The organism is Bradyrhizobium sp. CCGUVB1N3 (genome assembly GCF_024199925.1).
Taxonomy (GTDB): domain Bacteria; phylum Pseudomonadota; class Alphaproteobacteria; order Rhizobiales; family Xanthobacteraceae; genus Bradyrhizobium.
The window spans coordinates 907,583-928,068 of the sequence record NZ_JANADR010000001.1; the positions used below are offsets into that span (position 1 = coordinate 907,583).

Here is a 20,486-nt window from a genome sequence, read left to right on the forward strand (position 1 = left end):
CAGTTTGGTAGGCTCCGCCGCGGTCGCGGCGGATCTTGCTGATCCGATTCAGATGCCCGTCGCATGGTCTTGCCGAAGCGCGGGCGGGATGAACAGGCCGAACGACGAGCTGTCGCCAAATCGGAAAAAACAGGAAGCGAAACTGGAAGGCGCGGGAAAAAGATGCCTGTCCACCGGGAGGAAGGAGACGGATGGGCTGAACACGTAGTTCGTGCTCGTGTGATTGAAGTCGATCTCCGCGGCACCCGCACCCATGGTGATGGTAGCCGCGTTGATCGATCCAGGCGCCGACGCGGGGCTGGTAGCGTCGTTGCCGATAATGAGCGTGCCGGAAGAGTTTGCGTTCTGGGCCAGCGTGATGTCGCCCGATCGCCATTCACTGTGACCGTCCCGCCTGACATGAAGGCCGGTGCCGCTTGCCGTTCTAATTCCGCAAACTTCATCATCCCGCTCTGCCAACGGCTACCAGACATAGCGTGCGACGGCCTTGCCGACGACGCTGCGCCGGGTGGTGGCGAGTTCAGAATCGATGCTGCCGCCCAGTGAGAAGCCGTTGCGCCAGGCGATCTCGGCGGCGCCGGTGAGCAGCGCGGAATCGTGGGCCTGGCTCGCGCCGTTCACGACGAAGCCTGACTGCGGCAACGTCTCGAATGTCGCGGTCGCCGTGCGCGCGACATCGAAATTGTGGGCCCAGGCCGTGCGGCCGCGCAGCGTCACGATCGTATCCCCGGAAGAATAGGACCGATCGCTTCGCAGGCCGAGTTCGCTGCGCGAGGCCGTGACGTCCTTGCCGCCGTAGGCGAGCGCGAAGGTATTGGTCCCGGTCACGGCCTGCTCGCTGAAGCCCGGCAGAAACAGCGTGGTCGCCTGACCGGCAGCATAAGGCGTCAGCGCCACCCAGGACAGCTCGTAGCGATGACCGGCCTCGACGCGGCCCGAGAGGGCGTTGGCATTGAAGCGGCCCTGCAGCCGGTCCAGACCGGCGATGGTCACCGTCCGATCGGTAGTGACGTCTTGCCAGCCATAAGCGAGCGCGCCGGCGAGATAAGTCTGGCCGAAATAGTGCCGCGCGAAGGCTCCGGCCTGGAACAGGTCGGAGTGGCCGCCACCAAGGCCGCTGTCGAGATTGAAGCTGGTGCCGCCGCCGCCAAGCGCGAAACCCACGATCGTGTCGGGCGAGAGACGATAGTCGGCGCCGGCGGCCACGGCGTAGGCATGGCTGCTCGTTGTGTGCGAGCCGACGATGGCATTGCCGTCCGCATTCTGCGCGCCGCCATAGCCGGCCGCCCACACGTTCCAGCGCGTGGCGAACTCCGCGCCAACCGGTGCCTTGTGCTGCATGGAGGCGAACGCGTCGCGCGCACTGCCGCGGCCGTCCGCGCCGCTTGCGTCAGCAAAGGCGAGGGCGCCGCCACCGGCTCCAACGTTGCCGAGATGGCCGAACGGATCGAGCATCGTCCCAACGAAGCTGTCCATCGCATCGAAGCTGACCTGCTGGACTCCGGTTGCATGCTCGCCGGACGCCTGAGTGAGGGCGTTGTTGAGATTGGCGCCGGTCAAGCCGAGCAGAGCGTTGAAGCCATTCGACGGGTTGGCGCCGGCGGTCAGCGCATTGTCGATTCCGGCCGCGACGTTGCGCTGGTTGATGGTCGCGCCCGACAGCGACGGCGACAACAGCCCGGGATCGAGCGTCAGCAGCACGCTCGTTCCGCTGTAGGTCAGGCGCGCGTTCCGCGCGAGCCCTGTGCCGCTGAGCAGCACCGTGTCGAACGTGCCGCTCACCCCGCCCGTGCCTGTCAGGATGGTATAGGTCGTCGTCGACGACACACGGCTCAGCACTTGCACCGAGACGGTGCCGGCGAGTTGGGCGGTGCCCGTCACAGCCGCGCTGGTCGTGCTCGTTCCTGAAATCTGCACGAGATAGGTTGAGGCACTGCTCATGACGAGGCTGCCCTGGACGTTCAGGGTGCCCGTGCCATTCCAGCCGGGCGCAAGAATACCGTCATACATGTGGATGGTGCCGCCGACCGTACCGTCGCCAGCCAGCGTGCCTCCAGTCTGAATCGTCATCGCTGTCGAATTGGCGAGCGAGCCGGTCACCGCGAGCGTGCCGCCGTTGATGTAGGCGAGGCCGGTGAAGCCGCTGCTATCGGCAGTGACGCGTGTGACGCCGGCGTCCTGGATGATCTCGCCATTGCCTGCCAATGTTGGAGCAAAGACATAGTTTGAGGAAGTGTGGTTGAACCTGACCGCTCCGGTCGGGATCATCCCGCTCTGAAACTGGACGAGCGATGCGTTGAGCGTGCCTGGCGCGGCCGCGGTCAGACCAGCGCCTGCGCCGATATCGATTTCGCCAAAGCTGCCAAAGCCCACAATGACTACACCGGAGGCGACGGTCACCGCGCCACCATTCGCGATCGTCAGAAGGCTTTGGCCGCCACTGCCGCCGAAGCCCAGCACGAGGCCGTTCATCAACCAGGACGAGCCGGCGCCGTCGACAGTGATCGAGCCGTATCCTCCGGGCTGAAAGCCCACACAGGCGAAGCCGCTCGTGACGCTGGCGCCGTTCGTGATGGAGAGAGTGCCTTGCGCTTGCTCGCCGACTACAAAAAAGCCCGCCGAGGTCCAACTCGAGCCGGCGCCGTCGACGCTCACCGTTCCCTGGCCATTGAAGCCGATGCCAACACCACCGCTGCTCGTGACCTGGCCGCCGTTCGCGATGGTCAGGCTGCCAGATCCGGCATTTCCGACAATCAGCGTACTCGAGGTCGAGAAGGAAGAGCCGGCACCGCTGACGGTCAGATCGCCGTGCGCGCTGCTCGTGAGATCGCCAAGATACGCGTTCACGGCACTGACGCTGCCGCCCGACAGAACCTGCAGAGTGCCGCTGCCGGCGCGTCCGATCGAGATGTCGCCGACGTTGATCCAGTTCGAGCCGGCGCCGGTAACGGTCACAGTGCCCGTGCTGCCCGCCTGAAAGCCGATAGCGGCATTTGAGTCGCTCAGGGTGCCGCCGTTCGTGATGGTGAGCTGCCCCGTCGCCGCTGCGCCGACATAGGTCGACAATGCGCTCGCCGCCGCGCCGCTGATCACGGTCGGGTTGGTCGAGACCTGGTCGATGGTCACGGTGTCGGTCGCGTTTGGCACGCCGGGATTCCAGTTGCCGGAGTAGAACCAGTTCGAGGATGAGGCCCCCGTCCACACCGGATTTCCTGCCTCGGCCGGTTGCGCGAAGATCAAGGTGGGCAGCGCCGTCGACGCGAGCAGCAGCGAGAGCGAACGCGCGCGCGAGCCGTTCCTCCGCAGCGCACGGGGCGATCTGAGAATGGAGCGGGAGAAAGGATGGGCCGGTTGTCGCGCTTGTCCTGTCGAGATCATCTGCATTTCCGTCATTCAATTCGGCAGGCACGACCGGGGCCTGTCTCATGTTTCTTTGACGGAAGGTGCGCGGAAAGGACAGATCGAGCAGCGCGTTGGCGCGAATTCGGAAATGACGGGAAGTGAAACAGGAAATGGTGGGAAAGAGAGAGCTGGCCGCTAAGCTAGAGGGAAGAATCATGCGCAGCTGATGCGCAGCTTGCCTTTCGGAAATCGCCTTCCAGTATGACGCGACGAGCATGGTCTTCGCCGCTCATGGCGCTCCAGGCGTCATCCGTCGCTATGCCGCCGCAAGATTCGTCTGCTCGGTCAATTCATGAGTCTGAGCCAGTGCACCCACTCTGCGAGCGTGTTGTCCGACGTTGCCGACAACGCTTTGCCCTCGATAGCCCGCACGCGCACCTCGCGTGGGGTGAGATCGAACTGCCGCTGAAAGGCGAGAGCGAAGCTGCGATAGTGATTAAATCCATGCGCCTCGGCGATCGCCTCGATCGACTGACCTCTGTGTGCCGGATGAGCCAAGGCCGCACGAATCAAGGACAGGCGCTTTCGTCGTATGTAGGCCGCAACACCGCCATGGGATTCGAAGAGATAGCCGAGATTGCGTCGCGTCATTCCAAAGCGGCCGGCAATGGTTTCCGGATTGAGGTCCGGCTCGAGGACATGAGCGTTGATGTACGAGCAAATCCGCTCGGTCATCGCCATCCGCACACTGCCGGCCTGTTCTTCGTGAACCGTGCCGTTGAGCGCCGCAGCAATCAACTGCACAGTGGCAGGTATCACCGCTTGAGCCTGATCAAGCGACATGCCGGACAGCCGCGCGCGAAGGCCGACGATATGATCCCTGACGAGCGCGGCAAGCGGGTCGCTCGACGGCAACAGGTGCAGATTGTGCTCGTCCGGCGATTTGAGATGAGGGCCGAGCAGATTGCGTGGCAAGAACAGCGCGAGTGCCCGGTTGTCGCCCCCGCGCCGGTCGCTGGGCTGCGCCATGTCGTAAATCATGATGTCGTCGGCGCGGACCGTGTCCCCGCCGTCCCGCGGGCCGCTCCAGCCTCTGCGCAGGATCTGCACCATGTACATATCCAACCCATCGCGTGCGATGCAGGTGCGGGAGCGGCTCCAGTCCTGGGCAGGCTGCTGAAAGTCGGCAATCAGAACGTTGCCAACCTGCCAAGCATCCGTGCGTACTTCGTAGGTTGGCGGATATTCCTTCAGCGCGCGCAGGTCGTAGTGGAGACCGGTATGCTCCTGCCAGAGTTTGAACGCCTGCTTTCCGGGGAGGCCGCGTGTGTCGAGGATCGAATGGGGGATTCTCTCTGCGTGCTCTGCCATGTCTGAACGAATGTCCAACTTACCGCGCGAGTAGTTGGTGCCTTTCCAGTTGAATTTGGTTCTAACGAAGCGGCAATGCCCTAGCACGATGAGGGCCAAAGTCAGCCGCCATGATTACAAGGGAATCTGCGGGAAGCAATGGAAGTTTTGGGAAAATATCGACTGCGCTCGCAGCTGCGATTGCGCGAGCCGGCGCCGAGCAGCGGCGCCAAGTGGCTGGGGCGTCAACCAGATAGCCCTCGGCGCCCCCGATGTGGGGACGCCGAGATCTGGTTCATCTTCTGAAGCTCCCCGGTATCAGGGCAGCTTCAGTGCGGTCTCCGCGTTGTAGGGCTTGAGCAGCTCGTCGGCGGCCTTCTGCGCGGCGGCGAGTGCGTCCTTCGGCTGCTTCTTGCCGTTCAGGACCAGCATCACCTCGTCCTCGAGGGTCTTGCGGACCGGCACGGTCTTGTAGGTCGCGAACCAGGGCTTTGCGACGTCGAGCTGGTCGACCGCGGTCTTGGCGTCCGGATTCTTGCCGAGGAAGTCGAGCATCTCCGGCGTCTTGTAGGCGGCCATGTTCGGGGCGAAATAGCCCGTGGCGCGGCTCCACCAGCCGCTCTTCTCCGGCGAGGTCATCCACTTGATCAGCGTCCAGGCCGCCTTCTGCTTGTCGGCCTCGAGACCGGCCGGAATGATCAGCGACGCGCCGCCGATCGGCACGGCGTTGCGGACGTTGCGCGGGATGAAGGCGACCTTGTAGGGGAATTTGGCGTTGTCGCGCACGTAAGTGAGCGAGCCCGTCGAGAGCATCATCATCGAGGCGTTGCCGGAGATGAAGGCGGTAGACACGGCCGGGCCTGGCGTTGCGCCCGGCGGATGCACCTTGTGCTTGGCGATGAGGTCGTTCCACCAGGAGAGCGCGCCGAGCATCGAGGGCGTGTCGTAATAGACTTCGCCGCCGAACTCCTCGTTGTAGTAGCGCCCGCCATTGGACATGGTGAGCGTCTCCATCATCCAGCCGCAATAATCATAAGCGCAGGGAATCTCGATGCCCCAGCGCGTGACCTTGTCGCCCTCGCGCTTGGTCAGCTTCTTGGCCCAGTCGGTGACCTCGGCCCAGGTCTGCGGCGGCTTGTCGGGATCAAGACCGGCTTCCTTGGCATGCTCGGCGTTGATGTAGAGCAGCGGCGTCGAATTCTGGAACGGCACGCCATAGACCGAGCGGTTGATCATGGCGTTGCCGCTCAGCGCCGCAAAGAACTGGCCGAGGAACTGAGCCTTGGTGGTGCCGTCAGCGGCGATCAAGGAATCGAGATTGGTGAGCTCGCTCTCGATCTGCATGTCCAGGAGGAAGTTCGCCGACATGATCACGGCAGCCGGCGGCTTGCCGGCCTTGATCGCGGCGCGCGTCTTGATCAGCGTTTCGTCATAGGAGCCGGTATAGACCGCGGTCGTCTTGACCTCGGGATGGCTCTCGTTGAACTCCTTGATCAAGGTGCCCATGTCGCGGGCGAGCTTGCCGTCCACGGGGACGGGGAAGAACAGATCGATCTCGGTCGGGCCTTCGGCAAAGGCTGGAAAGGCGAGGGCGCCCGCGATGGTGAGGCCGAGCGCGAGCCGGCGGGAGAGCAGCATCGGAAAATCTCCTATTTGATGCCTGAGGTGACGAAAGAGCTGATGAAGCGCTTCTGGAAAATCAGGAATGTGACGAGCAGCGGCGCGATCACGATCAAGGTGCCGGCGGCGATCGTGCCCCAGGCCTGCGTGCCTTCGGCCGTGGTGGTGAACACGGACAGCCCCACGGTGAGCGGACGCTTGTCCGGCGAATTGATCACCATCAGCGGCCAGAGGAAGTCGTTCCAGTGGCTGGTGACGGAGACGATCGCAAACGCAGAGAAGCTCGGCAGCGACAGCGGCACGTAGATGTGGCGGATGCGCGCGAACACGCCGGCGCCATCGATCAGCGCCGCGTCCTCCAGCTCGGTCGGAATGGCCTCGAAGGCCTGGCGCATCAGGAAGGTGCCGAAGGCCGAGGCGAAGAACGGCATCATCACGCCGGTCAGCGTGTCGTAGAGCCCGAGCTTTGCCACCAGCGTCAGGTTCGGCACGATCAAGAGCACCGGCACCAGCATGAGCTGCAACAGGAAGAGATAGAAGATCAGCGTCTTGCCGGCGAACGCGAGGCGCGCGAAGGCGAAGCCCGCCAGCGTCACGGTGACGAGTTGCACCAGCAGGATGCCGGTGCAGATGATGGTGGTGTTAAGGAAGTAGCGCGGGAAGTCGCCGATGTCCCAGGCATCCCTGATGTTGTCGAGCGTGGGCTTCATGCTCGGCATCAGCTCGGCCATGGCGTTGATGCCATCGGAGGCCGGCCGCAGCGTCGCCACCACCATCCACAGGAACGGGATCAGCCAGACCAGCGCGAGCAGCACCACCAGTGCAAAGCCGAGCTTTGGCGTGATCTCGTTGCGGGTGGCGAGCGGCGCGTCCTTGAAAAGTTGCTTGAACAGTTGCTTGAACAGTTTCATGACCCGCCCTCGCGGTTGGCAAGCGTGCGGAAGGACAGCGCCGTCAGCCCCATCAGCACGCCGAGCGAGAGCAGCGTTGCCGCCGAGGCCTTGCCGACGTCGTAATGCTCGACCGCCTGCTGGTAGATGTAGAACAGCACGAGATTGGTCGCGTTCGACGGCCCACCCTTGGTCATGACGAAGACGTGGTCGACCTGCGTCACGGCGTTGAGGCCGGCGATCACGGTGACGAACAGGAAGGTCGGGCGCAGCTCCGGCAGGATGATGTAGCGCAGGCGCTGCCACGGGCCCGCGCCGTCGAGATATGAGGCTTCCATCGCGTCTTCCGGCACGGCCTGGAGGCCTGCAAGGAAGAACAGCATGTAGTAGCCGGCGTTCTTCCAGATCGTGATCACCATGATCGCAACGAGCGCGATGTCGGGATCGCCGAGCCAGTTCGGCAGCACCGGAAGCAGGCGGCCGATATAGTGATCGAGCAGCCCGACATTGGGCAGGAAGATGAACAGGAACAGCGCGGATGCCGCGACCATCGGGATCAGCACCGGCAGGAACAGCGCGGCGCGCAGCGCACTCGTCACCGCATTGGTGCGGGACAGCGCCAGCGCAAAGAGGAAGGCGAGCGCCATGCTCGGCACCACGGTGCCGACCGCGTAGATGAGATTGTTGACGACCGCGCCTGTGAACGCGGGGTCGGCGAGCACGGCTGCGACATTGTCCAGCCCAACGAAGCGGCTCGGCGCCCGCGGCGTGGCGCGCTGATAGAGCGCATCCACGATGACCCGCCCCACTGCGCCATAGGTGAAAGCCGCGAGGAAGATGAGCGACGGCAGCAGCAGCAGATAGGCCGGAAGCGAGGCTTTGACCGCGGCGGACAATCGCCTCACCACGGGAGGGCGCGACGATGCGATCGCCGCGACCGGGAGAGCCGCGGGCTCGGCAAGGCTCATCTCACCGCGCCGCGAAGTTGAGTGCATAGTCGCGATCGTCCATTCCCTCCGGTGAGGAGAAGGGGAAGCGCAAGCTCGTGTCGAGGAAGTCGTGGCTGTGCACGACCAGGTTTTCCTGGTCGATCAGCACCACGCCATAGGCCGGCGGCTCGTGGCTTGCGAGATGCGGAGCCTTCGCATCGAGCTCGAACCAGACCTGGTGGTTGGTGCCGCGCAGGGTGGAGAAGGGGATCTTGCCGTAGCTGCCCGAGATCGGACGGTGCACATGGCCGAAGAAGAGGTGGCGGATGCGGGAACGATAGGGCGCGATCACCTCGGCAAATTCAGCGCTCTGCTTCAGCGCGATCTCGTCCATCGCGTGGACGCCGACCGGGAACGGCGGATGATGCATGAACACCACGAACGGCACATCAGCGGGCGCTTTGGCGAGCGTCTCCGCAAGCCAGCCGAGGCGCTTTGCGCACATCTCGCCGGCGTCGCTGGTCTCGTCCAGCGTGTCGAGGAAGACGAACAGGCCGTGTTCCGTGGTCCGCGTGCCCTGTACGAAACCGTTGGCATCGCGCGGCGCGGCCTTGAGCCCGTCGAGGCAGGCTACGCGCCGGTCGTGATTACCGACCATCGCGATGTAGGGCATCTTGAGAGGGGCCATCGCGCCAGCGAAATCCGCATAGGCCGCAGGGTCACCCCAATGGGTGAGATCGCCGGTCACGACCGTGAAGGCGGCATCCGAATGGTGCTTGTTGATATCGGCGATGGCGGCGTCGAGGCGGGCACGCGGATCGAGGCCATAGAGTTTCAGGCCCGGGCCCGCAAGATGCGTGTCGGTGAGGTGGATGAATTTGAAAGGCATGGCGCGTGTGTCTTGTCTCTGGGAGGACGGTCGCCTCCGGCAAGACGGCCCGCCAGCCGGTTAGAGTGCGAGTGTTTCAGTTTGATGACAGTGGTTGCCGACGCCGCAAATTGTTGGGCAGAACGGCAGACGAGGTCAACCGGGTCGTCTCGCGGTGCGGTAGGGAGCCGATCGCCGGGCGTGTCGGATTCGTGTTGACCGTGCGCAAGTTCGTACGGTCTGCGCCAGCCTCACGTCCCGCAAAACGTCCGCAGCACGCGCTGATCCGGCAGCGGCGGGTCCTGATAGGCCGCGTACTCCGGCTGATTCTCGTACGGCTTGGCCAGCACCTTCACCAGCTCTTCGAACGGTGCGTAGTCGTCGTTGTCAACGGCGGCGCGGATCACCGCTTCGACCCGGTGATTGCGCGGGATGAAGGCCGGGTTGACGGCGTGCATGGCGGCCTGCCGCTCGGATGCGGACTGCGGCTCTGCGGCGATGCGCTCGCGCCAGCGTTTGGCCCAATCGTCGAACGCCGCCGGGTCCATGAACTGTGCGCGGACGTCAGCAACTCCGTTTTCGTTGCCTGCGGCGTCGCCGAGCTTGCGGAAGGTGAGGGTGAAGTCGGCGGCATTCTTCGCCATCGCATCCAGCAGGTCCTGGATCAACGCCTCGTCGCCGTCGTGTTCCGTGAACAGGCCGACCTTCCTGCGCAGGCCCCCCTGATAAGCCCTGGTGAACGCGTCCGGGAACGCGCCAAGAATGTCCTGCGCCTGTTCGATCGCCTTCTCCTGATCGTCGGAGAACAGCGGCAACAGGCATTCGGCGAGCCGCGTCAGATTCCACAGCGCGATGCGGGGCTGGTTGGCATAGGCGTAGCGGCCCATTTCGTCGATCGACGAGAACACCTGCGCGGGATCGTAGGAGTCCATGAAGGCGCAGGGGCCGTAATCGATGGTCTCGCCGGAGATCGAGGTGTTGTCGGTGTTCATCACGCCATGGATGAAGCCGACCAGGAGCCAGCGCGCGACGAGATCGGCCTGGCGCGCAACGACGCCGGCGAGCAGCGCGTGATAGGGGCGCTCCGCGCTGCGCAGCTCCGGATAGTGCCTGTCGATGACATGGTCGGCGAGGCGGCGGATCGCGTCGGTGTCGCGGCGCACGGCAAAATACTGGAAGGTGCCGACGCGGATGTGGCTCGACGCCACGCGGGTCAGCACGGCGCCCGGCAGCGCGGTCTCGCGGATCACGTGCTCGCCGGTGACGACGGCGGCGAGCGAGCGCGTGGTCGGGATGCCGAGCGCATTCATCGCTTCGCTGACCACGTATTCCCGCAGCACCGGTCCGAGCGCGGCGCGGCCATCGCCGCGGCGCGAGAAGGGGGTGGGACCTGAGCCCTTGAGCTGGATGTCGCGGCGACCACCGTCCTTGTCGATGACCTCGCCGAGCAGGATCGCCCGGCCGTCGCCGAGCTGGGGCACGAACTGCCCGAACTGGTGGCCGGCATAGGCCATGGCGATGGGGTCTGCGCCGGCAGGAACCGTCTTGCCTGCCAGGATCTCGGCCCCCTCCGGCGTCTCCAGCAGGTCCGGATCAAGCCCGAGCTGGAGGGCCAGCGGCCGGTTCAGCTTGATCAGCCGGGGTGCGGCAACCGGGGTCGGTGCGACGCGGGCGAAGAAGGTGTCCGGCAGCGCCGAATAGGAGTTCTGGAACGGGAAATGGACAGTCATAGGCCTAAAGATAGGCCTGGAACGCGCATCGGCAAAGGCTTAGGCCGAGACGGGCCAAAAATGCACGGTTCGGGCCCAAAACAGCCCGTTCCCTTGGTTGCCGCCCCCGGCCTCGTCGGGTAAACCCACCCGCAACTTCGGACCGGCCTTTTGGGTCGTCCGATTCGATCCTCCGACATCATTTTGGGACTACCATGCATCGCTACCGGTCACATACATGCGGCGCGCTCCGCGAGAGCCACATCGGCGAGACGGTCCGCCTTTCCGGCTGGGTCCATCGCGTTCGCGACCATGGCGGCGTGCTGTTCATCGACCTGCGCGACCATTACGGCCTGACCCAGTGCGTGGTGGACCCGGATTCGCCGGCGTTCTCGCTGGCCGAGAAGCTGCGCTCGGAATACGTGGTGCGGATGGACGGCAAGGCCCGCCGCCGCCCGGAAGGCACCGACAATGACGACCTGCCGACCGGCAAGGTCGAGGTTTATGTCAGCGAGATCGAGGTGCTGGGCCCGGCCGGCGACCTGCCGCTGCCGGTGTTCGGCGACCAGGAATATCCCGAGGACATCCGCCTGAAATACCGCTTCCTCGACCTGCGCCGCGAGAAGCTGCACCAGAACATCATGACGCGCGTCGCGATCATCGATTCCATGCGTCAGCGCATGAAGGCGCAGGGCTTCTTCGAGTTCAACACGCCGATCCTGACCGCGTCCTCGCCGGAGGGCGCGCGTGACTTCCTGGTGCCGTCGCGCATCCATCCCGGCAAGTTCTACGCGCTGCCGCAGGCGCCGCAGCAGTACAAGCAGCTGCTGATGATGTCGGGCTTCGACCGCTACTTCCAGATCGCGCCCTGTTTCCGCGACGAGGACCCGCGTGCCGACCGCCTGCCCGGCGAGTTCTACCAGCTCGACGTCGAGATGAGCTTCGTGACGCAGGACGACGTCTTCGCGGCGATGGAGCCGGTCATCACCGGCGTGTTCGAGGAGTTCGCCAAGGGCAAGCCCGTGACGAAGGGCTGGCGGCGGATTCCGTTCGCGGAAGCGCTGCTCAAATACGGCAGTGACAAGCCGGACCTGCGCAACCCCATCGAGATGCAGGACGTCTCCGAGCACTTCCGCGGCTCCGGTTTCAAGGTGTTCGCGCGCATGCTCGAAGACCCGAAGAACCAGGTCTGGGCGATCCCGGCCGCAGGCGGCGGCAGCCGCGCCTTCTGCGATCGCATGAACTCCTGGGCGCAGGGCGAAGGCCAGCCCGGCCTCGGCTACATCATGTGGCGCGAGGGCGGCGAGGGCGCAGGCCCGCTTGCGAACAACATCGGGCCGGAACGCACGGCTGCGATCCGCACTCAGCTCGGCGTGAAGGAGGGCGATGCCGCCTTCTTCGTCGCCGGCGATCCCGACAAGTTCTGGAAGTTCTCAGGGTTGGCCCGCAACAAGGTCGGCGAGGAGTTGAACCTCACCGACAAGGAGCGGTTCGAGCTCGCCTGGATCGTCGACTTCCCGATGTACGAGTACAACGAGGACGACAAGAAGGTCGACTTCTCGCACAACCCGTTCTCGATGCCGCAGGGCGGGCTTGAGGCGCTGAAGGGCCAGGATCCGCTGACCATCAAGGCGTTCCAGTACGACATCACCTGCAACGGCTACGAGATCGCCTCTGGTGGCATCCGTAACCACGTGCCGGAAGCGATGGTGAAGGCGTTCGAGATCGCGGGCTATGGCGAGCAGGAAGTGGTCGAGCGTTTTGGCGGCATGTACCGCGCCTTCCAGTACGGCGCGCCGCCGCATGGCGGCATGGCCGCAGGCGTCGACCGCATCGTGATGCTGCTCTGCGGCACCACGAATTTGCGCGAGATCTCGCTGTTCCCGATGAACCAGCAGGCCATGGACCTTTTGATGGGCGCGCCGTCGGAAGCCACGACCAAGCAGCTCCGCGAGCTGCACGTGCGGGTGAACCTGCCGCAGAAGTGATTTGGTCTCGTGCCCCGGACGCAGCGCAGCACGCAGTGGTGCGCTGCTGAGCCGGGGCCCACGTCTCGGCAAACACAGGCTTTCTGGGTCCCGGCTCTGCGCAGCAACGCTCGCGCGCTGCAGCGCGTCCGGGACACGAGACCGCAACCGCCCGACCTACAGCCCCGTCGACGCCTCGATCCGGAATTGCGCCAGCGCGACGATCGGCTCGGTGTTCAGGAGCTGCATTAGCTGAATGCCCGGGACCTTGCCGAGCGGTGTCAGCTTGATTGACAGCGTCTGGCCGGGCGTCTCGACGAAGCGAGCGATCGCCTCCACCGCTGCGCCTGCGTCCGGATTGGATGCATCGACCTGCTCGTGGGTCGCGCGGATGCTGTCGATAATCGCTTGGCGCGCGGCGTCGCGGCTGACGTTTTGCATGCGCGCAAGTTGCGCAACCGCAAGATCGACAGCGCCGTTATCGTGCAGGGAAAACTCGATTGTTCCGGCATTGATCTGTTCGGCCCTGCTCATGACCTGTGCGGGATCGGACGAGAACACCTCACGCGGCACGTTGGCGAGCGCGAGGCGGGCCTGTACCTTGGCGAGATTGCCGAGGTCGATGGTCGCAGGTGCAAGCGAAAAACTGCTCGATGACTCGGCCCAGGCGGCGCCCAGATCGAGATCGACCGCCAGCTTGTCGATGCCGGCCGTGGTGAGCGGCAACTGAGTGGAGTTGTTCGGATCGGTCGGCACGACCATCTTGGCGATCAGGTTTGCCTTGCTGGGGATCGAGCCGATCAATTGGCCCCAATCGAGGCTGAGCGTGTCGATGGTCAGCAGCTTCCTCGTGTCGGGGTAGGCGGCAGCAAATCCCTTCATCTCGAAGCCGCTGAGCATCCGGAATAGGCCGAGAGCCCGATCAGACGTTGGCGCCCGCTGAAGCTCCGCGCCGAGACGGATGGCCTGCGCCGCATTCAAGGATTTGAGTGCGAACCGGTCGAACCGAAACTGCCCCGCCGGTGCCTGGTTATCCAGCCCCTCGAATAGTAACTCGGCCTCGCCGTTCTCCAGGCTGTAGTGGATTGACGACAGCTTGAAGGAGCCTTTCGGCGACTGAACCGAGATGCCGCGCGTCTGCGCGTTGCCGACCCGAGTCCCCTCGTAGAAGCTGGCGATCAACTCCAGCATCGCGTCAGCCTGCGCGGCCGTCGGCGCTACCGTCCGGTCGGATGGCAGCGCGGCGATGAACTCCGAAAGGCGCAGCTTCGACGGCTGCAGTCCGAAGTCCTCTGAGAGGATGCTCTCGACCTGTGTATGATTGCCCCGTCCTGTCGTGACCTCGTAAGGCCCGGCCGCGATCTGCCGATACAGGCGGTGATAGCGGTCGTCATTGACCTTCTGCGGGGCCAGGATGGCAGCGATTGCTCCCGAATCGAAGTCCCTGATCACGACGTTGGAAGCCTTGCCGTCGGCTTTCTCGACATCGCCCATCTGGCGCACGCGAACGCTGAAGGCGAGGCGGTCGGCCTTGATGGTATCGACCTTGCCTTCGTGGAGGCGCTCGACGGCAAGGTCGGCGAAGGCAAGTTCACCTCGCGAGGAGTCCTTTGGGGCGGGGTCGATCGTGAGGGTGATGCTGGGAGCGACGATGGACGAGGCGGTTACGCTTCCGAATTGCGCGAGCGCGAAGCGGGCTAGGTCGATGAACGAATCTGGTGCCGGCGAACTCACTGCAGGGGCCGGGCCAGAATAGTCGCGGATCGTGATCTGGGGTGCCCGATAGCTTATTTTCGTCGTGCCTGCCGGCTCGGAGGTCTCGAACGCGAGCTCGCAGCCCGAGACCTCGATGCTCGCTGTCGACAAATTCGTCGCGTCGAGGCGGACGCCTGTGCCCTTGATGCTGGCGATTTTGATCTGTGCCTGTAGCTGGTCGCTAGGCTCGACTGTAACGTCCTCGACAATCAGCGTCCGGCTCCCCACGTCGAACGCCACCTTGCCATGGCTTGCCTTGCCGCCGCGGCTGCGGATCTGGTCGAACGCGGCCTCGACCTCGGCCGTGGCGCGGTGCTGAGCGTAGAGATTGAAGCCGAGCCAGCCCCCGCCTGCGAGCAAGGCAAGTGCAATCAGGCCGATCAGGACTCGTCTCATGCGGTCAGCTCCAGTTGCTGGCTCGGGGCGGAACAACCTGCCATATTCGCGAAACGCCGCGCGGTCCAGGGAAAGCTATGGTTTTCAAATATTTGACGGCACGGCCTGTTGATGGGGATGCAATCGGATGTTGCCACACGGGCGCCGGCCGTGCTTCATCCCGTTTCCACGACCCGGAATACGTGCCGTGAGGGCGCGGACCGGTCGGAGGAAACAGGTTTGGGGCCGCAAAACGCGAGGCGAGGCACGGCATGTCGTCCTATTCTGAAGATCTGCATTCGGCGGCGCTGGCCTATCACCGTCTGCCGCGTCCCGGAAAGCTCGAGATCCAGGCGAGCAAGCCGCTCGCCAACCAGCGCGACCTCGCGCTCGCCTATTCGCCGGGCGTCGCGGCTGCCTGCACCGAGATCGCCAAGAACCCGGCCGAAGCCGCCACGCTGACGACCCGCGCCAACCTGGTCGCCGTGGTCTCCAACGGCACCGCGGTCCTGGGCCTCGGCAATATCGGACCGCTTGCGTCCAAGCCCGTGATGGAAGGCAAGGCGGTCCTGTTCAAGAAATTCGCCGGCATCGACGTCTTCGACATCGAGATCGCCGCCGACAGCATCGAGCGCGTGGTGGAGACGGTGGCGGCGCTGGAGCCGACCTTCGGCGGGATCAATCTCGAGGACATCAAGGGCCCCGAGTGTTTCGAGATCGAGGCGCGGCTGAAGGAGCGCATGAAGATCCCGGTCTTCCATGACGATCAGCACGGCACCGCGATCATCGTCGCCGCCGCCATCACCAATGGCTTGCGGCTGAACGGCAAGAAGCTCTCGGACGTCAAGATCGTTGCGTCGGGGGCAGGGGCGGCGGCGATCGCGACGCTGAATCTCCTGGTCTCGATGGGCGCGCAGCGCAAGAACATCTGGGTCTGCGACATCGACGGCCTCGTCTATGACGGGCGCAACACGCTGATGGACCGCTGGAAGGCGGTCTATGCCCAGAAGACCGACAAGCGCACGCTCGGCGACGTGATCGGCGGCGCCGACATCTTCATCGGGCTCTCGGCACCGGGCGTGCTGACGCCCGACATGGCCAAGGCGATGGCCGACCATCCGCTGATCATGGCGCTTGCGAACCCGACGCCTGAGATCATGCCTGAGGAGGCGCGGAAAGCGCGTCCCGACGCCATGATCTGCACCGGCCGGTCCGACTATCCGAACCAGGTCAACAACGTCCTCTGCTTCCCCTTCATCTTCCGCGGCGCGCTCGACGTCGGCGCGACCGCGATCAACGAGGAGATGAAGCACGCCGCCGTGGATGCCATCGCGCAGCTCGCGCGCGAGGCGCCGTCGGACGCGGTCTCGCAAGGCAGCTTCGATACCGGTGAGGCGGGCGGCTTCGGCCCGGGCTCGCTGATCCCGAGCCCATTCGATCCTCGGCTTATCCTGCGCATTGCGCCGGCGGTCGCCAAGGCCGCGATGGAATCAGGGGTTGCGACGCGTTCCATCACCAATTTCGACGAATATGCTGCCCAGCTCATGCGCTTTGCCTTCCGCTCCGGCATCGTCATGAAGCCGATGTTCGCCAAGGCCAAGACCCAGCCGGTGCGGGTGATCTACGCCGAGGGCGAGGACGAGCGCGTGCTGCGCGCCACGCAGGTCGTGCTGGAGGAGAAGCTCGCGCGTCCCATCCTGGTCGGCCGTCCTTCGGTGGTCGAGGCGCGTATCAAGCGCTTCGGTCTGTCGATCAAGGCGGGCAAGGATTTCGACCTGATCAACCCCGAGGACGATCCGCGCTACCGCTCCTATGTGCAGTCCTATGTCGAGGTCGCCGGCCGCCGCGGTGTCACGCCGGAGGGAGCGCGCACCGTGGTGCGCACCAACAACACCGTGATCGCGGCGCTTGCCGTGGGGCGCGGCGAGGCGGATGCGATGCTCTGCGGCGTCGAGGGGCGCTACATGAGCCATTTGCGCCACGTCCGCGAGATCATCGGCTTCTCGAGCGGGATCAGCGACTATGCGGCGCTGGCGCTGATGATCACCACCAAGGGCGCGTTTTTCATTGCGGACACCCAGGTGCGGCCCAATCCAAGCGCGGAGGAGCTGGCCGAGATCGCGGCGCTCGCGGCCATCCACGTGCAGCGCTTCGCGCTGAAGCCGAAGGTCGCCTTCGTGTCACATTCCGATTTCGGCAGCTACGATACGGACACTTCGCGCAAGATGCGCCGGGCGACGCAGCTCCTGAAGGAGAAGCATCCGGAGATCGAGGCCGATGGCGAGATGCAGGCCGACACCGCGCTCTCGGGCGCGGCGCGCAAGCTGGTGCTGCCGCACTCGAACCTGGAAGGCGAGGCCAACATCCTAATCATGCCGACGCTGGACGCGGCCAACGTCGCCTACCAGACCATCAAGGTGCTGGCCGACGCGCTTCCCGTCGGGCCGATCCTGATCGGCCCGGCGCGCCCGGCCCACATCCTCACGCCCGGTGTCACCGCGCGTGGCATCCTCAACATGACGGCGGTGGCCGTGGTGGAAGCGCAGGAGCGCGCAGCCCGGCAGCAGCCGACCCTGTTTACGTAAGCGCGTAGCCTAGCCACATTGAAGCTGCAAACCCTTCTCACTTTACAAGGGGAGAGGGGAAGACATTTCCCTGTTTGAAAACCGTCTGCGGACTCTTCATAATCGCGTCAGCGTCCCGCGCCAGAAGTTTTGCCAAGAGGCCGACCATGCCAGCGTTCGTGACTTTCGGGCGAATCCTGTTCGCCGTGCTGTTCATCTATACGGGCGCGACGAAGCTGTTCGCGATACAGACGACCGCGGATTTCATCGCCAGCAAGGTCACCGTTCCCGAGATGATCGCGCCCTATGCGCAGCAGGTCGAGCAGGCCACCAGCATGACGACGCCGCAGCTGCTGGCGATCGCCGTCGGCGGGCTCGAGATCATCGCGGGGGTGATGATCGCGTTGAACTTCGGCGCGCGCTTCTTCGCGATGCTGCTGATCATCTATGTCGCGGTTGCGACGTTCCTGTTCTACGACTTCTGGAACCAGGCCCCGCCCGAGAATGGCAAGATGCTGGTGGATGCGCTGAAGAACCTGTCGATCATCGGCGCGCTGTTCATGATCATGGGCTACGGTCGCGGCACGCGCCCGGTCGAGGCGGCCTACGGCGACGTGTAGCGTCGCATCACGACATCTGGCGTGCAACTGGGAGTGACAGGGCTGATCTGGCGGCCGCGCGCCTGATTTTTCCGATACATCAATGGCTTGACGAAATCTACCGGGCGCAGCGCCGATTGTCGTCGGCTACTTTGCATGGGGTTGTTTTCGACATTATCGCACCGCCGCAGGGCGAGGGCGCTGCGCTACCTCCGCCGCCACGGCGTGACGGTGATGTCATGGGCAGCTTCGAGCATCAGCTTTGCGCCGGGATTGAGCCCATGGGCCGCGAGCACCTGGTGCGGCGTGCGTGCGGGCACGTCCGTGAAACAGCCTTCGCCGCCGGGTAGGCGTACCTGCGGGGCTTCCGAGAGCCAGAAGGTGTCGTAGCGGTCCATGAACATGTCGAACACGACGGGGCCGCCGATGATCGCCACCGTGCCGGAGGCGACGTCGGCGAAGGCGCACGCGTCCTCGAAGTTCGCGTGCTCCGGGTTCCAAAGCGTCGCGTTCGGCATTTCCGGATCGACGGTGAGAGCCTTGATCTTGCGGGTCAGGATCAGCCGCTTGCGCTTGGGCGAATTCGGCTGTCCCTCATGCGAGTGCCGACCGTGCACGATCAGCGCAACGCGATCGAGCGCCTCCTCGAAGAACCGCTTGTCGCCCTCGAACTTCAGGCTGTCGGGCATGACGTGCCGCGCGTCGGCAAGCATGCCGTCCGCCGAGACGATGACGTAACCTTCGAAACGGAAAGACAAGTGTGACGACTATTCGGAAACGGTCGTCACGACGCTGTTGACCGGGCGCTGGCTCACCGTCGGCAGCTTGACGTCCTTGAGCAGCTCCTGGTCGTACTCGGGCAGCGTCGACACCGGGCTCTTCGCGCGCATCGCCACGACCTTGTAGCCGCCAGCCTTGAGCTGCGTGAGCAGCGCGGGCAGGGCCTCGGCGGTGTGCTTCTGGAAGTCGTGCATCAGGATGATGCCCTTGCCGAGCTTGGTGAGCCTCTTCATCACGGTGTCGATCACCTTCTCCGGCTTGGAGGCCTTGAAGTCGAAGGAGTCGAGGTCGCAGGAGAAGATCGCGATGTTGCGGTTGCCGAGATAGGTGACCATCTCCGGCGGATGTTGCAGCGCCGGGAAGCGGAAGAACGGCGAGGGCGAGATGCCGCCGAGTGCCCATTTCACCGCGGAGAAGCCCTTCTCGATCTCGTCCTTCTTCTGCTGGTCGGTGAGCTTCTTGTTGTTGAGATTGGCGTGCGACCAGGTGTGCGAACCGACGGTGTGGCCCGCGGCGTAGACCTTCTTCAAGATCTCCGGCTCGTAGGTCGAGTGCTTGCCGATCGGGAAGAAGATGCCGGTCGTGCATTCATCGGCCAGCGCCTTCAGCACCGCGGGCGTGTTGTTCGGCCAGGGGCCGTCGTCGAAGGTCAGCACCACCTCGTGGTCGCGCAGGAAGTCGAGCTCCTTGAAGTGCTCGAAGCCGAAGCCCGGGCCACCCGTGGTGTCGATCTCGACGGTGCGGGCGACGCCGAGCGCATTGGGATTGCTGCAGGCGGCGCGTGCCGGCTGGGCGCCTTGTGCCGCCGGTGACGGGCTGGCGGCTGCGGCGGGTGCAGGAGCTGCCGCCGGTGCTGCGGCGGGCGCAGCTTGCGTGGCTGCCGCGGGCTTCGCGGCCGGGGTCTGCGACCATGCGGCGCTCGCCATCGCAAGAGAGATTGCGCTCGCCAAAATCAGTCCTGCCGCAACGCGCATGATGTTGTCCTCGATAGATTGATCCCGTTGTTCGGCCGTAGCTTTTTTGCCCCTGTCCGAACCTGTCCGCCCCAGACGATCCTAGCCTAGATGGTGGGCCATCACCAAGGCAACGGCTGTTTCGCTCCGCTGGGCAATTGTGCCCAAGCGCGTGAGTTCAGCTCAGCTATCCGCGAGCGCCTTGGCGACCGCGGTCTTAACGCGGGTGTCGGTCGGCTCGACCGCCGAGGCGAACACCTCGGCGATATAGCCGTCGCGGCCGATCAGGTATTTGTGGAAATTCCAGCGCGGAACCTCGCGTGGCCGGGCTTCAGCGGCCCATTTGTAGAATGGATGGGCCCTGGGACCGATCACGACGGCCTTGGCGGCGATCGGGAAGGTAACGCCGTATTGGTGATGGGCAGTCTCCGAGATCTCCGTCACGCCGCCCGGCTCCTGGCCGCCGAAATCGTTGGAGGGCACGCCGATGATGGTCAGTCCACGTTCGCGGAACTCGCTCCAGAGTTCCTGAAGGCCGGTATATTGCGGAGTGTAGCCGCAGAGTGAGGCGGTGTTGACGATCATCAGCGGCCGGCCGGTAAAAGCGGCAAGCCGGATATCCTCGCCGGAGAGCGCGGGGAAGGAGAAGGCGTAAGCCGAGATCTTGCTCATCGCGCCTTGCGCGAGAGCGCGAGTCGCGACGGGGCTCGCGATCGCGGCGAGCATTGTCCTGCGGTTCAGCATGGCTATGTCCCCAAGTTGATCCGGGGACGGATCATACTCCG

Annotated in this window: 15 protein-coding genes; 3 read left to right on the forward strand and 12 right to left on the reverse strand. The window is 64.6% G+C overall.

Features of this window, described 5'->3' with window-relative positions:
• Nucleotides 1-48: 48 nt before the first annotated feature.
• The 8 genes from NLM33_RS04205 to NLM33_RS04240 all read right to left on the reverse strand — a co-directional run bounded on the left by NLM33_RS04205 (nt 49) and on the right by NLM33_RS04240 (nt 10,729).
• Nucleotides 49-459, reverse strand: coding sequence for a hypothetical protein (locus NLM33_RS04205; RefSeq protein WP_254094880.1), 411 nt, complete (start codon nt 457-459; stop codon nt 49-51).
• Nucleotides 460-462: 3 nt separating this feature from the next.
• Complete coding sequence (locus NLM33_RS04210; RefSeq protein ID WP_254094881.1) at nt 463-3,378, reverse strand: autotransporter domain-containing protein; 2,916 nt, start codon at nt 3,376-3,378, stop codon at nt 463-465.
• 309 nt (nt 3,379-3,687) lie between these two features.
• Entirely contained in the window at nt 3,688-4,812 is a 1,125-nt protein-coding gene (locus NLM33_RS04215; RefSeq protein WP_254094882.1) for a helix-turn-helix domain-containing protein, read from the reverse strand.
• A gap of 198 nt (nt 4,813-5,010) precedes the next feature.
• Nucleotides 5,011-6,330 carry an ABC transporter substrate-binding protein gene (locus NLM33_RS04220; RefSeq protein ID WP_254094883.1) on the reverse strand — a complete coding sequence of 440 codons (1,320 nt, stop codon included), beginning with the start codon at nt 6,328-6,330 and terminating at the stop codon, nt 5,011-5,013.
• Nucleotides 6,331-6,341: 11 nt separating this feature from the next.
• Nucleotides 6,342-7,223 (reverse strand): carbohydrate ABC transporter permease, encoded by an 882-nt coding sequence (locus NLM33_RS04225; protein ID WP_254094884.1) that lies wholly within the window; start codon nt 7,221-7,223, stop codon nt 6,342-6,344.
• Nucleotides 7,220-8,170, reverse strand: coding sequence for a carbohydrate ABC transporter permease (locus NLM33_RS04230; protein ID WP_254094885.1), 951 nt, complete (start codon nt 8,168-8,170; stop codon nt 7,220-7,222). The genes NLM33_RS04225 and NLM33_RS04230 overlap by 4 nt, the downstream gene beginning before the upstream one ends.
• 1 nt (nt 8,171) lies before the next feature.
• The gene (locus tag NLM33_RS04235) at nt 8,172-9,020 is read right to left on the reverse strand and encodes a phosphodiesterase (RefSeq protein WP_254094886.1); all 849 of its coding nucleotides are present in this window, start codon (nt 9,018-9,020) and stop codon (nt 8,172-8,174) included.
• A gap of 230 nt (nt 9,021-9,250) precedes the next feature.
• Complete coding sequence (locus NLM33_RS04240; protein WP_254094887.1) at nt 9,251-10,729, reverse strand: YdiU family protein; 1,479 nt, start codon at nt 10,727-10,729, stop codon at nt 9,251-9,253.
• A 194-nt stretch (nt 10,730-10,923) separates the two neighbouring features.
• Between NLM33_RS04240 and aspS the strand changes: the two genes are divergently transcribed.
• A complete protein-coding gene (gene aspS / locus NLM33_RS04245) occupies nt 10,924-12,696 on the forward strand; it encodes an aspartate--tRNA ligase (RefSeq protein ID WP_254094888.1) in 1,773 nt (590 codons plus the stop codon).
• Between the two features lie 156 nt (nt 12,697-12,852).
• Here aspS and NLM33_RS04250 read toward each other — a convergent pair whose 3' ends face one another.
• On the reverse strand, nt 12,853-14,826 hold the full coding sequence (locus tag NLM33_RS04250; protein WP_254094889.1) for a hypothetical protein: 1,974 nt from the start codon (nt 14,824-14,826) through the stop codon (nt 12,853-12,855).
• A gap of 251 nt (nt 14,827-15,077) precedes the next feature.
• Between NLM33_RS04250 and NLM33_RS04255 the strand changes: the two genes are divergently transcribed.
• On the forward strand, nt 15,078-17,390 hold the full coding sequence (locus NLM33_RS04255; RefSeq protein ID WP_254094890.1) for an NADP-dependent malic enzyme: 2,313 nt from the start codon (nt 15,078-15,080) through the stop codon (nt 17,388-17,390).
• A gap of 146 nt (nt 17,391-17,536) precedes the next feature.
• Nucleotides 17,537-17,989, forward strand: coding sequence for a DoxX family protein (locus NLM33_RS04260; protein WP_254094891.1), 453 nt, complete (start codon nt 17,537-17,539; stop codon nt 17,987-17,989).
• A gap of 185 nt (nt 17,990-18,174) precedes the next feature.
• Here NLM33_RS04260 and NLM33_RS04265 read toward each other — a convergent pair whose 3' ends face one another.
• The 3 genes from NLM33_RS04265 to NLM33_RS04275 all read right to left on the reverse strand — a co-directional run bounded on the left by NLM33_RS04265 (nt 18,175) and on the right by NLM33_RS04275 (nt 20,445).
• The gene (locus NLM33_RS04265; RefSeq protein WP_254094892.1) at nt 18,175-18,726 is read right to left on the reverse strand and encodes a dihydrofolate reductase; all 552 of its coding nucleotides are present in this window, start codon (nt 18,724-18,726) and stop codon (nt 18,175-18,177) included.
• 9 nt (nt 18,727-18,735) lie between these two features.
• The gene (locus tag NLM33_RS04270) at nt 18,736-19,722 is read right to left on the reverse strand and encodes a polysaccharide deacetylase family protein (RefSeq protein ID WP_254094893.1); all 987 of its coding nucleotides are present in this window, start codon (nt 19,720-19,722) and stop codon (nt 18,736-18,738) included.
• Between the two features lie 162 nt (nt 19,723-19,884).
• On the reverse strand, nt 19,885-20,445 hold the full coding sequence (locus NLM33_RS04275) for a glutathione peroxidase (RefSeq protein WP_254094894.1): 561 nt from the start codon (nt 20,443-20,445) through the stop codon (nt 19,885-19,887).
• Between the last annotated feature and the right edge of the window lie 41 nt (nt 20,446-20,486).